This window comes from Streptomyces sp. NPDC057963 (assembly GCF_042887155.1).
Lineage (GTDB): Bacteria > Actinomycetota > Actinomycetes > Streptomycetales > Streptomycetaceae > Streptomyces.
In genome coordinates, this window is record NZ_JBHVPX010000011.1 from 65544 (window position 1) to 78171 (window position 12628).

Annotated in this window: 11 protein-coding genes and 1 tRNA gene; 7 read left to right on the forward strand and 5 right to left on the reverse strand. The window is 68.8% G+C overall.

What is annotated here, in order from left to right; all coding sequences use genetic code 11:
- Positions 1-7 precede the first annotated feature (7 nt).
- Both ACFVT1_RS24915 and ACFVT1_RS24920 read left to right on the forward strand, forming a co-directional pair.
- Positions 8-1036 (forward strand): ATP-binding cassette domain-containing protein, encoded by a 1029-nt coding sequence (locus ACFVT1_RS24915; protein ID WP_389799217.1) that lies wholly within the window; start codon positions 8-10, stop codon positions 1034-1036.
- Positions 1033-1824 carry an ABC transporter permease gene (locus tag ACFVT1_RS24920; RefSeq protein WP_389799219.1) on the forward strand — a complete coding sequence of 264 codons (792 nt, stop codon included), beginning with the start codon at positions 1033-1035 and terminating at the stop codon, positions 1822-1824. Before ACFVT1_RS24915 ends, ACFVT1_RS24920 begins: the two co-directional genes overlap by 4 nt.
- 53 nt (positions 1825-1877) lie before the next feature.
- Here the strand turns inward: ACFVT1_RS24920 and ACFVT1_RS24925 are convergent.
- A tRNA-Cys gene (locus ACFVT1_RS24925) sits at positions 1878-1949 on the reverse strand.
- Between the two features lie 238 nt (positions 1950-2187).
- On the opposite strand from ACFVT1_RS24925, the gene ACFVT1_RS24930 reads away from it, so the two are divergent.
- The 4 genes from ACFVT1_RS24930 (at position 2188) to ACFVT1_RS24945 (ending at position 6220) form a co-directional block, all read left to right on the forward strand.
- Entirely contained in the window at positions 2188-3660 is a 1473-nt protein-coding gene (locus ACFVT1_RS24930) for an MFS transporter (RefSeq protein ID WP_389799222.1), read from the forward strand.
- A 40-nt stretch (positions 3661-3700) separates the two neighbouring features.
- Positions 3701-3901 (forward strand): ribbon-helix-helix protein, CopG family, encoded by a 201-nt coding sequence (locus tag ACFVT1_RS24935; RefSeq protein ID WP_026290595.1) that lies wholly within the window; start codon positions 3701-3703, stop codon positions 3899-3901.
- Positions 3898-4287: a type II toxin-antitoxin system death-on-curing family toxin gene (locus ACFVT1_RS24940; RefSeq protein ID WP_389799224.1), complete on the forward strand. Its 390-nt coding sequence runs from the start codon at positions 3898-3900 to the stop codon at positions 4285-4287. Before ACFVT1_RS24935 ends, ACFVT1_RS24940 begins: the two co-directional genes overlap by 4 nt.
- Positions 4288-4438: 151 nt before the next feature.
- Complete coding sequence (locus ACFVT1_RS24945; protein ID WP_389799227.1) at positions 4439-6220, forward strand: DEAD/DEAH box helicase; 1782 nt, start codon at positions 4439-4441, stop codon at positions 6218-6220.
- 64 nt (positions 6221-6284) lie between these two features.
- Here the strand turns inward: ACFVT1_RS24945 and ACFVT1_RS24950 are convergent, their stop codons facing one another.
- The 4 genes from ACFVT1_RS24950 to ACFVT1_RS24965 all read right to left on the reverse strand — a co-directional run bounded on the left by ACFVT1_RS24950 (position 6285) and on the right by ACFVT1_RS24965 (position 10596).
- On the reverse strand, positions 6285-6971 hold the full coding sequence (locus tag ACFVT1_RS24950) for a hypothetical protein (protein ID WP_389799229.1): 687 nt from the start codon (positions 6969-6971) through the stop codon (positions 6285-6287).
- A 5-nt stretch (positions 6972-6976) separates the two neighbouring features.
- Positions 6977-9274, reverse strand: coding sequence for a hypothetical protein (locus ACFVT1_RS24955; RefSeq protein ID WP_389799231.1), 2298 nt, complete (start codon positions 9272-9274; stop codon positions 6977-6979).
- Positions 9274-9726 (reverse strand): hypothetical protein, encoded by a 453-nt coding sequence (locus tag ACFVT1_RS24960; RefSeq protein ID WP_389799234.1) that lies wholly within the window; start codon positions 9724-9726, stop codon positions 9274-9276. The genes ACFVT1_RS24955 and ACFVT1_RS24960 overlap by 1 nt, the downstream gene beginning before the upstream one ends.
- Positions 9727-10026: 300 nt before the next feature.
- Positions 10027-10596, reverse strand: coding sequence for a hypothetical protein (locus ACFVT1_RS24965; RefSeq protein ID WP_389799235.1), 570 nt, complete (start codon positions 10594-10596; stop codon positions 10027-10029).
- A 362-nt stretch (positions 10597-10958) separates the two neighbouring features.
- Here ACFVT1_RS24965 and ACFVT1_RS24970 point away from each other — a divergent pair, with 362 nt between their 5' ends.
- Positions 10959-12587, forward strand: a complete 1629-nt coding sequence (locus tag ACFVT1_RS24970; RefSeq protein WP_389799237.1) for a hypothetical protein — start codon at positions 10959-10961, stop codon at positions 12585-12587.
- Positions 12588-12628 lie beyond the last annotated feature (41 nt).

Below are 12628 nucleotides of genomic sequence, written 5' to 3' on the forward strand. Positions count from 1 at the left end.
TTCTGTCATGCCCGCATCAAGGCAGGGTGACGGTCACCCGTCGCCGGCCGCCGTCTCCGCCGTCGGTCTGCGCAAGTCGTACGGCGACAAGACCGTGCTCGACGGCATCGATCTGCACATCCCGGCCGGGTCCGTGTTCGCGCTGCTCGGGCCGAACGGCGCCGGCAAGACCACCGCCGTGAAGATCCTGTCCACGCTCATCACCGCCGACGGCGGGCAGGTCCGGGTCGCGGGCCACGACGTCGCCACGTCACCGGACGGGGTACGGGCCGCGATCGGTGTCACCGGCCAGTTCTCTGCCGTCGACGGGCTGATCACCGGCGAGGAGAACATGCTCCTATTGGCGGACCTGCACCATCTCTCCAAGCGCGAGGGGCGGCGGGTCGCCGCCGAACTCCTGGAGCGGTTCGACCTCGTCGACGCCGCCAAGAAGCCCGCCCAGAGCTACTCCGGCGGCATGAAGCGCCGCCTCGACATCGCCATGACCCTCGTCGGCAACCCGCGGATCATCTTCCTCGACGAGCCGACCACCGGCCTCGACCCGCGCAGCCGCCACAACATGTGGCAGATCATCCGCGCGCTCGTCTCCGACGGCGTCACCGTCTTCCTCACCACCCAGTACCTGGACGAGGCCGACGAGCTCGCCGACCGCATCGCGGTGCTGAACGACGGCAAGATCGTCGCAGAGGGGAGCGCCGAGGAGCTGAAGCGGCTCATCCCGGGCGGGCACGTGCGGCTGCGGTTCACCGACCCGGCCGCGTACCAGAGCGCCGCCGTCGCGCTGCGCGACGTCACCCGGGACGACGAGGCGCTCGCGCTGCAGATTCCCAGCGACGGCAGCCAGCGCGAGCTGCGCTCCCTCCTGGACTGGCTGGACTCGGCCGGCATTGAGGCGGACGAGCTGACCGTGCACACCCCCGACCTCGACGACGTGTTCTTCGCCCTGACCGGCTCCACCGTGCCCAGCCAGCGCAGCCAGACCGACCAGACCGGCCAGATCAGCCAGCCCCGCCAGTCCAAGGAGGATGTCCGATGAGCTCCCTCTCCCTCGCCGTGCGCGACTCGTCCACGATGCTGCGGCGGAATCTGCTGCACGCGCGGCGCTACCCGTCCATGACGCTGAATCTGCTGCTCACGCCGGTCATGCTGCTGCTGCTCTTCGTCTACGTCTTCGGCGACGTGATGAGCGCGGGCATCGGCGGCGGCGGCGCCGATCGCTCCGAGTACATCGCCTACCTCGTGCCGGGGCTCCTGCTGATGACCATCGGCAGCACCACGATCGGCACCGCGGTCTCCGTCTCCAACGACATGACCGAGGGCATCATCGCCCGCTTCCGCACGATGGCGATCCACCGCAGCTCCGTGCTCACCGGGCACGTCATCGGCAGCGTGCTGCAGTCGATCGCCAGCGTGGTCCTCGTGGGTGCCGTCGGCGTGGCCATCGGCTTCCGCTCCACCGACGCCACCGTCCTGGAGTGGATCGCGGCATTCGGGCTGCTCACACTGTTCGCCCTGGCGCTCACCTGGATCGCGGTCGGGATGGGCATGGTCAGCCCGAACGCCGAGGCGGCCAGCAACAACGCGATGCCGCTGATCTTCCTCCCGCTCATCTCCAGCGCCTTCGTCCCGGTCGACGCGATGCCGGGCTGGTTCCAGCCGATCGCCGAGTACCAGCCGTTCACCCCGGCCATCGAGACCCTGCGCGGGCTGCTGCTGGGCAGCGAGATCGGCCACAACGGGTGGCTCGCCGTCGCCTGGTGCCTGGGCCTCACCGTGCTCGGCTACTTCTGGTCGAAGGCGGTTTTCAACCGCGATCCGAAGTAGCAGGAAAAGCCGCCCGCCCCGGAAATTCCCCGGGGCGGGCGGCTTCGTCTACGAGGCCGTGACCGGATTCGAACCGGTGTAACTCGAGTTGCAGTCGAGCCCCTGAACCACTCGGGCACACGGCCGTGTGTTCCTCGTCGTGGTCCGACCGTAGGGCCGGGTGTCCTCGCCGCTCAAGAGTGCGGGGCGGGCCGCAACGTGACTGCCACACCGCGTTCACGATCGGGTCCTGCCGCCGCCGCCGCCGCCGCCGCCGCCGCTGCCGCCGCCGGCCGGCGCGGCGCGGTCCTACGACCAACAGACGAGCGAGGGACCGTCTCGCGACAGGGGCCATAGGAGATCTTGCCCCTTACTCTTGGGCTCATGAGTGCCCTGGAACCACGAGACGCCGGTACCGATGCCGGCACCGCCGCCGATGCGGTGATACCGACCCCGTCCGCCGAAACCGGAGGGGTGCTCGGGCGGACGTACCGGGCGCTCAGCGTCGGCATCGTCTCCGTCGTGTTCCTGATCGCCTTCGAGGCGACGGCCGTGGGGACCGCGATGCCGGTTGCCGCCCGTGAGCTGCACGGCGTACCGCTCTACGCGTTCGCGTTCTCGGCGTACTTCACCACCAGTCTGTTCGCCATGGTCCTCTCCGGGCAGTGGGCGGACCGGCGCGGGCCACTGGGGCCGCTGGCCACCGGGATCAGCGCGTTCGGGGCGGGGCTGCTGCTGTCCGGGACCGCCGGGACGATGTGGATGTTCGTCGCGGGGCGGGCCGTCCAGGGGCTCGGTGGCGGGCTGGTGATCGTGGCGCTGTACGTGGTGATCAGCCGCGCGTATCCGGAGCGTCTGCGGCCGTCGATCATGGCCGCGTTCGCCGCGAGCTGGGTGATCCCGTCCGTCGTGGGGCCGCTCGCCTCCGGGAGCGTGACCGAGCACCTGGGATGGCGGTGGGTCTTCGTCGGCATCCCCGTCCTCGTGGTGTTCCCGCTGGCGCTCGCGCTGCCCGCGATCCGCCGCCGGGCGTCCGGGCCGGCCGATCCGGCGGCGCCCGTCGAACCGTACGACCGGCGCCGCATCCTGCTCGCGCTCGGGATCTCGCTGGGCGCGGGGCTGCTCCAGTACGCCGGGCAGGAGCGGAACTGGTTCGCGCTGCTTCCGGCCGTCGCGGGGGTTGCCCTGCTCGTCCCCGCCGTGCGCGGACTGCTGCCCCCGGGCACGGGCCGGGCGGCGCGCGGGCTGCCCTCGGTGGTGCTGCTGCGCGGGGTGGCGGCCGGGTCGTTCATCGCCGCCGAGTCGTTCGTACCGCTGATGCTGGTGACCCAGCGCGGGCTGAGCCCGACGATGGCCGGGCTCTCGCTCGCGGCCGGGGGAGCGACCTGGGCGCTCGGCTCGTACGTGCAGTCCCGGCCGCGCCTTGAGCCGTACCGGGAACGGCTGATGGTGGGCGGCATGGTGCTGGTCGCCGCGGCGATAGCGGCCGCGCCGTCCGTGCTGATCGACTCGGTGCCGGTCTGGACCGTGGCCGTGGCCTGGGCCTTCGGCTGCTTCGGCATGGGCATGGTGATCGCGTCGACGAGCGTGCTGCTGCTGAAGCTGTCGGCGCCGGAGGAGGCGGGCGCGAACTCGGCCGCCCTCCAGATCTCCGACGGGCTGTCGAACGTCCTGCTGCTGGCCGCGGGCGGTGCGGCCTTCGCCGCGCTCGGCGGCGGTGCGGTGGGGGCCGTGCACGGGGCGGTGGAGGCGGGGGCCTCCGGGTCGCATCCGGGGGCGTTCGCGGTGGTCTTCCTGCCGATGGCGGGGGTGGCGCTGATGGGGGCGTGGGTGGCGGCCCGGGTGCGGGCATGGTAGCTGGTACCAATTTGGCCCCACTCGGTGGTACCGTTTTGGTATGGCTATGAACCTGCGTCTTCGTGACGATCAGACCGAAGCCCTCAAGCAGCGCGCGGAGCAGGAGGGGACCAGCATGCACGCCATACTGCTGCAGGCCGTCGACGACTACCTGGCCAGAACCGCTCAGCAAGCCATCGTCCGCAAGACGGCCAAGGAGCAGGCAGCCAAGTGGAGCGAACTCATGGAGCGGCTCAAGTGAGCTGTGTCTACCTGACCTCCGAGGACATCCTCGTCATCGCCGAGCACGCCTGCGCGGACATGCACATCGTCGTGCGCGATGCCGGGCTCCTCGAATCGGCGGCACACCGCCCCTCCGCGGCCATGTTCGGCGAGGAGGCCTACCCGGACCCGATCGACAAGGCTGCCGCGCTCCTGCAGTCCTTGGCGATCAACCGTCCGCTTTTCGATGGCAACAAACGCATGGCCTGGCTGTCGTGCGTGACCTTCCTGGCGATGAACGGGGTCGATCTTCGCCCGGACATCGATGCCGCGGAACGCCTGGTGATCGCGGTGGCCACCGGGGAAATGGACGAGGTGAAAGCCATCTCTCAAGGACTGCGCGAGCTGGTCGTCGACGTCGTGTGACGGCCATCGCAATTCCGTGCGGGGCGGCGTAGTTCGAGGCGGTTCACGCCTGGCCCCCCGGTAAGGTGGCCCGGTTGTCGTATCGCGTACCGGTCCGTCCCGGCCCGTACGGACAGCGCCCCACGTACCCGAGAGACCCGAACCGGAGACCGTGACTACTACCGCCTCCCACCACCTCTCACCCGCCTTCCCCGGCCGCGCCCCCTGGGGCACGGCCGGAAAGCTGCGAGCCTGGCAGCAGGGCGCCATGGAGAAGTACATCCAGGAGCAGCCGCGCGACTTCCTCGCGGTCGCCACCCCCGGCGCGGGGAAGACCACCTTCGCGCTGACCCTCGCGTCATGGCTGCTGCACCACCACGTGGTGCAGCAGATCACCGTCGTCGCGCCGACCGAGCACCTGAAGAAGCAGTGGGCCGAGGCCGCGGCCCGGATAGGGATCAAGCTCGACCCCGAGTACAGCGCGGGCCCCGTCAGCAAGGAGTACCACGGGGTCGCGATCACCTACGCGGGTGTCGGCGTCCGGCCGATGCTGCACCGCAACCGGTGCGAGCAGCGCAAGACCCTCGTGATCCTCGACGAGATCCACCACGCCGGTGACTCGAAGTCCTGGGGCGAGGCCTGCCAGGAAGCGTTCGACCCGGCCACCCGGCGCCTCGCGCTCACCGGTACGCCGTTCCGGTCCGACACCAACCCGATCCCCTTCGTCGTGTACGAGGAGGGGAACGACGGCATCCGGCGCTCCTCGGCCGACTACACCTACGGCTACGGCAACGCGCTCGCCGACGGCGTCGTGCGGCCCGTGATCTTCCTCAGCTACAGCGGCAACATGCGCTGGCGCACCAAGGCCGGTGACGAGATCGCCGCCCGGCTCGGCGAGCCGATGACCAAGGACGCCATCGGGCAGGCCTGGCGTACCGCCCTCTCGCCCACCGGGGACTGGATCCCCAATGTGCTGAGCGCCGCCGACAAGCGGCTGACCGAGGTGCGCAAGGGCATTCCGGACGCCGGCGGGCTCGTCATCGCCACCGATCAGGAGTCGGCGCGCGAGTACGCCAAGATCCTCAAGAGGGTCACGGGTGAGAAGGCCACCGTGGTCCTCTCCGACGAGAAGGCCGCGTCCAAGAAGATCGACCGGTTCAGCGAGGACGAATCGCGCTGGATGGTCGCGGTCCGCATGGTGTCGGAGGGCGTCGACGTGCCGCGCCTCGCCGTGGGCGTGTACGCCACCACCATCTCCACACCGCTCTTCTTCGCGCAGGCCGTCGGCCGTTTCGTACGGTCGCGCAGGCGCGGCGAGACCGCCTCCGTCTTCGTCCCGACCATTCCGATGCTGCTCGACTTCGCCAACGAGATGGAGGTCGAGCGGGACCACGTCCTCGACAAGCCCAAGAAGGGCAGCGACGAGGAGAACCCGTTCGCGGAGGAGGACAGGCTCCTCGCCGACGCCGAGAAGCTGGAGGACGAGGAGACCGAGGAGCAGCTGCCCTTCGAGGCCCTCGAATCCGACGCGGTCTTCGACCGGGTGCTGTACGACGGTGCCGAATTCGGCATGCAGGCACACCCCGGGAGCGAGGAGGAGCAGGACTACCTGGGGATTCCGGGGCTGCTGGAACCCGACCAGGTGCAGCTGCTGCTCCAGAAGCGGCAGACCCGGCAGATCGCGCACAGCCGCCAGAAGCCGGCCGGGGAGGCCGACCTGCTGGAGAAGCCGGCCGAGGCGCGGCCGGTGGTCACCCACAAGCAGCTGCTGGGACTGCGCAAGCAGCTCAACACGATGGTGTCGGCGTACACGCACCAGAGCGGCAAGCCGCACGGAGTGATCCACACCGAGCTGCGGCGGGTGTGCGGGGGGCCGCCGAGTGCGGAGGCCACGGCCGGGCAGATCCAGCAGCGGATCGAGAAGGTCCAGGAGTGGGCCACCCGGATGAGGTGAGCCGGTGCCTACGGCCCCCGGTGCGCGGGCGGAGCGATCCGCCCGCGCACCGGGGGCCTCGCGGTTATCCGGGCAGGGCGTCGGGTACTTCGGCGGGCAGCTTCGCCTGGGCGGCGCAGCCGAGTTCCTTGGCCAGGGCGCGGGACATGTCGTTGAGGATCGTCATGCGGTCCTTGCCGGTGCTGTCGGCGTTCATTTTGTTCTTCGCCGAGTACATTTCGGCCTTCACGTAAGGGGTGCCGCCTTCGGGTCGCTTGGTGGGGCATTCGAAGAATAGGGAAGTGGCCTCGTACCCCGTCGCGGAGGCGTACACCCCGAGCGGGTAGAACAACTGGTCGTGGTCCTTTTCCTTTGCCGCCTCCATCGGGTCCGGGTGGCTCTGCCGCGCCATGAACCCGATGGTCAACAAAGGACGTCCGCTCTTGTCGCCCTCCGGATACAGGCTGCACTCGTAGCGGGAGATCGCGGATTCCTGAAGGCCCTTCGCGGCCGACTCCAGCGACCACCTCCCGGGATCTTCCGGCTCGGTGTATCCGTCCTTGCCCCCGATGTGCTTGAGTGCGGCCGCACCCGCCGACGTCAGCGTTCCGTCACAGACCTGCGATGTGGAGAGCACGTCCGGCTTGTCGGTCCCGGTGTCGTCCTTGCTGCATGCGGTGGCCCCACCTGCGACGAGGGCCGCGCACACGGCCCAGCGGACCGGCGCCCACATGAACGCTCCGCTCCTGGTGCGGGTGATTGTCTGTCTCATGGTGGTCAGTCCTTGTACGGGGCGCGCCCGCGGTAGTCGTCCTGAAGCGACCCCGTCCCGAGGTAACTGCTCTTGATGTCCTGGGTCCAGTTCTGGTCGTCGCCGACTTTCTCCATTCGGGGGTTCGCCTCGACATAGTTGTTGTAGGCGTCTCCCAGTTGGGCCACACCCGCGCCGTAGAACTTCTGACTTGTCATCTGCGACTTCTCGGTGGCGTCCTGCTCGGAGCCGTCGATGCTCTTGTCGACCTCGTGGCCGATGAATGTATTCACCATGTCCCCGACGGTGTCCGCCGCCATGGGAGCGACCACCAGGGCCGCGGCGGTGGAGCCGGGCAGCGGGATCGCCGCGATTCCGCCTCCCACCACCACGCCGGCGCCCAGCTTGACCCAGTCCCCGGAGCGGCCGAGAGACTTGTTGGCCTGATCGGCGTCGTCCTTGTACGTGGTCTCCGCCTGCTGCACGCGCGAGTGGTCCAGGATGCCGCGGGCCTCGGCGCCCGTGGTGAGCGCGTCGTGCGCGTTGCCGACGTTCGCCTCGCTCGTGGCCGGGTAGGCGTCCAGCGCACTGAGCGTGTACAGGTGCTGCGCGGACGTGACCACTCCGTGCGAGGTCTCATCCTGGCCCAGCACGCTGAGAAAATTGATGGCGCCGTCGTTACCGAAATTGGCTCGCCCCTGGTACTTCGCCGGGAACGTACCGTCGTCCTTCGCCTCATCGCCGATACCCGACAGGCTGTAGTCGATGTCGTCGATGTACGCGGCGCCCATCTTCCCCAGGCTGTCGGCCAGTTGTGACTGCTCGTGCAGCATTTTGGGGCCGTCCTCGCTCCCGTACAGGAACGCCACCTGCTCCATGACGCCTGCCGTCGCAGCTGTTCGGTGGTCTCTGCTGCCGGGGACCATGGGGTCCTTGCCGGACATCGGGTCGGCGTCGTACGCGTATCCCGTGGTGGCGGCTTCCAGGGCGTGACCGAGCGAGTCATGGCCGGAGACGACCTTGCTGTCGCCGCCGAAGGTGGCGTCCGGGAGCCAGATGCGGTCCTTGGTCAGGTACTTGAGGTGATCGTTCACCTCGCTCTCCTTGTCGACCGTCGCCCCCGCGCCGTCGGGCTGTGCGAAGAACTGGGTCGAGGCGTCGGGGTTGTGGCCCAGGGCTTCCATGAAGCCGGTCATCGGGTCCCGGCCGCGGTCGTTCTCCCCGTAGAAGTTGAGGTCTCCCTGATTCCAGTTGTTGATCCAGGGGCTCATGTTCTTGACGTTGTGTTCCTTGTCGTAGGCGATGAGTTTGTCGCCGTAGTCGTTGAGGAACTGGTCGTCGTAGTCGCCGAAGCGCATGAGGTTGCTCATGACGCCGAAGCCCGTCGGGTCGGTGGCGTCGTCGATGCCGAGCCGGTCCGGGCCCAGCTGCACCATCTGCCGCTCCCAGCGCTCCATCGCGTCGCTGTCGGAGAGCGTGGCCGTGCCCAGCGTGATGCCGAGATTCTTCTGGAGCTTTTTCGCCTGCTCGATCCGGGCCCGGTCGGTCCCGTAGCCCTGGTACGGGTCGGCGATCCCGGCATAGAACTCCAGGACCTTCTTCGGTTCCACCTGCGTGGCGAAGCGCTCGGCGAAGAGCGGGTCGTTCTTGTAGGCGGCCAGGGTGGTGTTGAGCGTGTCGAGCTCGGTCAGCGTGACGTCGTGCGGGTCCTTCTTGAGGATCTTCGCCATCCTCTCCGCCTCCGCCACTGCCTTGGCCGCGGAGTCGCGGTCCGAGTAACTGGCGTCGGAGAAGCCGTACTTGGCCTGGTCGACGATGAGGGTGAGTACCTTCGCCGCCGAGGTGTCGCTCTCCGTGGCCTTTTTCAGGATGCTCTGGATCTCGTCCCGGAACGTGTCGACGTCCTGCTGGGTGTGCTCGGGCAGTGTGGTGCCCTTCGCCGCCCGGTCGGGGTGGATGTTCATCGTGACGGTGAAGGATCCCTCGCCCAGGTCCTGGACGGTGAGGTTCTTCTGCGCCCCGCGGTGGATCGCGTCGTTGAGCTGTGTGCGGTAGCCGACGAGTTCCCCACGGGTGTCGGTGAGGATCTTCGTGACGGTTTCGGCCTGGGTGTGGGCGTCAGCGAACTCTCCGGCCGTCTTGTCCACGAAAGCGCGGGTCACGGTGGCGTTTTCACCGGCCCAGTTCGCCTTGTCCGACTTGGCCTTGAGATCGTCCTTGGCGTCCCCCTGGAGGGCTTTGAGCTTGGCGACCATCTGCCCCCAGTCGGTGATGGCGGCGTCCAGGTCGGTGAAGTTCGCGAAGCGCAGGGAATCCAGGTCCATCAGTGGCCCGGCCTCTCGCTGAAGCCCTTGTCGAGCGTGTCGATGTTGCTGATGGTCGTGCCGATGTAGACCTCGTCGCCGGCGTGGGCGCCCTTGGTGTAATCGAGGTGGTTCGAGATGTGGGCGCAGGCATCCAGCAGGGAGCGGACCTGGTCGATCCACCGTGACGCCACGTGATCGAGCGCCGCGCCCATGGCGAAGGTCTCCGTCTTGAGGCCCCCGGCGGCCTTCTGGGTGGCGGCGCGGGCGTGGTCACCGGCCTTCTCAAGATCTCCGTACATCCGGTACGCGGTATTGCCGATAGCCGCCAGGTCCTGCTGATCGACCTTCAGGTCGCCCTGGGGAACCGGCCCTCCGCCGCCCGGTTCGACCGGTAATTTGTTCAATTGCATCTGAGTCGAGTGTCTCTCCGCCGCCTCGGATTTCAGCTGCTCCCATTCGTCCCATGCCACTGGTGATTACCTTCCCCGCAGTCCCAATGATTCCCGTATGTCGCTCTTGCGGGCGGTATACGGTGCGTCACTTTATCAATGGGGCGGTGCAGTTGCCGTAAGAGTTGACCACGAATGGAAATGATCAACGGCAAGCGAGGCAGGTCCGGCAGGGCGTCGGGAAGGTGCGGGAGCGGGCCACCCGCAGGGCGTGCCGTGACGCGGCAGAGGCGTGCGGGTGCCGGCCCGGGGCGGGGGTGGTGGCCTCCGTCCCGGGCCGGCGTCGTTCGTGCGGATCGAATGCGGCTGCCGGACGAACGGCTACCAGACGAACGCCGCGGACTGGTTGACCGTGGCCACGCACGGAACCGTGGCCGACGTCGGGGACGAGGCCACGATCTGCAGGGACCAGTTCGTGGCGCTCGGCGGGCCGGACAGCACCACGGAGTCGGTGCGGTCACCCGCCGCCAGGGTGCCTGAGGTGAGCTTCAGCGGTCCCAGGGTGATCGGGTTGGGGCTGGTCATGCCGGGGTTGGTCTTTCCGGAGAACTGCACCTGACTGGTGACGCCGCCCGAGGTCTTGGTGAGCTTGAGCGTCGTCGTGATGCTGTTCGGGTCGGCACTGGTGCCCAGCGGCATCGTGATCGCCGTGGACGTGATCTTGATGGTCTTGGCCGTGCCCGAGTCGACGGCGGTCAGGGTGGCGAGACCGCTGCCCCAGGTCCCGCAGTCGTACGTGGCCGTCGCGGTCAGCGGGGTCACCGCCTGGGCCGTCGGCGCCAGGGCGAGCGCGGCGGCCGCGGAACAGGCCGCGGCCAGCACCAGCGGGACACGGACGCGTCTTCGGTTCTGCGGCCGTACCGTCGACGACCGTACTGAAGTGATGGACATGACGGGGGACTCCTTCCGGTTGAATTCCGCAGATTCGCAGGATTCGCAGGATTCGCGAGATCCACAGGATTCGTGGGAATCGCGGGGACCGTGGGAATCGTGTGAACCCTTGGGAATCGCAGTCGATCTTTCTTGCGGAGCTGCGTGCCGGGCCCGGCATGTCGGGTGCAGTGAAACTGTGGCCTTCGAAGATGTCAAGAGATGCCAACAGGTGCACTTAAAGTGCCCGTGGAAATGCTTTTCGGGCATTTCAGATAAAGATCAGTCAGTTCTCTCTTGACTTCTCCGCACGTGACCTCCTCAATGTGCGCAATCAATGGGTCATGGAGGGGTGTCTGGTGATTCGACGACGAAGATCCGGCGTGACCGGTCTGCTCGCTGCCTGCTTCGTACTGTCACTGGGCTGCGCCGGGGCCACCGCCCAGGCCGCGCCGCCGGATGCGCGGCAGGCGGGGCAGCGGGCCGCCGGTACGGTCACCCCGACCGTCCACTGCGTCCTGCCGGCCGGCCAGGGCGAGGCCACCGGGCCGCAGGAGATGACCGTCGAACTCTCTCCCGCGGTCGTCGCCCCGGGCGGCAAGGTCCACGCCAAGGTCACGCTCGGCCCGTCCCCCGCCACCAGTGCGCTCGCGCTGGAGGACGTGCCGACCATCCCCAGCCTCGACCTCGCCATGTCCGGTGGGGCGACCGGTACCGTCACCGTGCGGGGCGCCGAGTTCACGATGGACGTCCCGGCCGGGAAGCCCATCGAACTCCCGCCGTACGAGGGCGACTTCCTGGTCCCTGCGGGCGCCTCGGGGGAGATCTCCTTCGCCCCGGTCCGCACACTGACGCAGACCAAGGTGCTCGGCTCCGTCTTCGAGACACCCTGTGACGTGGTCGGCGGGGGCGGCTCCATCGGTACCGTCACCGCCGAGGGCACCGGCTCCGAGCCCGCCACCCTGACCGCCCCGGCCGATCCCGTACGCCCCAACACCCCCGTGACGCTGGGTGGTTCGGACTGGACGCCGGGTGGTGCCCCCGTGCCCTCGCTCTGCGCGACGGGCGGGGGCGGCTGCGACCCGCTGAAGTTCAAGAGCCACACCCTCACCATCGACAGCTACGGAACGCTGCACGGCACGGCCACCCTCGCGGAGGCCGGGGCGGTGCCGGACGGCGCGTACGAGGTGAAGGTCAACGACGGTACGAAGGAGGCCACCGCCCCCCTCACCGTCAAGGCCGTCGCGGCCGGCGACCGCGAGATCTCCCTCTCGCGGAGCAGCGGACCGGTCGGCAGCGTGATCACGGTCGGCGGAAAGAACTACAACCCGGACCGCTGGATCAACGTCATCGGCCTCGACGCGGCGGGCACCGGGCTCGACGACAGCGCGGTCTACGTCAAGAGCGGCCCGGACGGGACCTTCGCCGTCGAGTTCACCGTGATCTCCGATGCCGTCGCCGCCGTCCAGGCCGACGAGGGCAACGACCCGGCCACCGTACGGACCGCCCCGTTCACCGTCACCACGGACGGGGGAGGGGACGGCGGCACCGCCGACCAGAAGCTGAACACCTCGGTCCGGGCCGGGACACTGTCCATGGTCCAGGACGGCGACACCGTCGACTTCGGTACGACGGTCCTGGGCACCGGCAGCGGTGTGCAGCGCTCCCGGCTCAACCGGGTCGAGGTGGAGGACGCCCGCGGCGTCGACAGCGGCTGGTCGCTGACCGCCACCCTCACCGGCTTCACCAGCACCGACGGGGGCACCATCCCGGCGGACGCCGTCCGGTGGACACCCACGTGCACGGCGCAGGACGGGAGCGTGGGCGTGCCGGTGGCAGGATCGCCCGCCTCGCTCGGGAGCGAGGCGGCCAGCCTCTGCCGGATGGATCCGGACGGCTCGCGCCCCTTCACCGGCGGCCGGTTCGACGCCGACGCCGATCTCACGCTGACGGTTCCCTCGTTCACCCGGCCCGGAGATTACAGCGCCACCCTGACCCTCACTCTTCTCTGAGATCCGTCAGGGGAGAGTCCCGGAGACGCCCGCCTGCTCCG

What these genes read in the sequence shown, in the direction of transcription:
- ACFVT1_RS24915 (WP_389799217.1), top strand. Translation starts at nt 8, where the DNA reads ATGCCCGCATCAAGGCAGGGTGACGGTCACCCGTCGCCGGCCGCCGTC.
- ACFVT1_RS24920 (WP_389799219.1), top strand. Translation starts at nt 1,033, where the DNA reads ATGAGCTCCCTCTCCCTCGCCGTGCGCGACTCGTCCACGATGCTGCGG.
- ACFVT1_RS24930 (WP_389799222.1), top strand. Translation starts at nt 2,188, where the DNA reads ATGAGTGCCCTGGAACCACGAGACGCCGGTACCGATGCCGGCACCGCC.
- ACFVT1_RS24935 (WP_026290595.1), top strand. Translation starts at nt 3,701, where the DNA reads ATGGCTATGAACCTGCGTCTTCGTGACGATCAGACCGAAGCCCTCAAG.
- ACFVT1_RS24950 (WP_389799229.1), bottom strand. Translation starts at nt 6,971, where the DNA reads ATGAGACAGACAATCACCCGCACCAGGAGCGGAGCGTTCATGTGGGCG.
- ACFVT1_RS24955 (WP_389799231.1), bottom strand. Translation starts at nt 9,274, where the DNA reads ATGGACCTGGATTCCCTGCGCTTCGCGAACTTCACCGACCTGGACGCC.
- ACFVT1_RS24965 (WP_389799235.1), bottom strand. Translation starts at nt 10,596, where the DNA reads ATGTCCATCACTTCAGTACGGTCGTCGACGGTACGGCCGCAGAACCGA.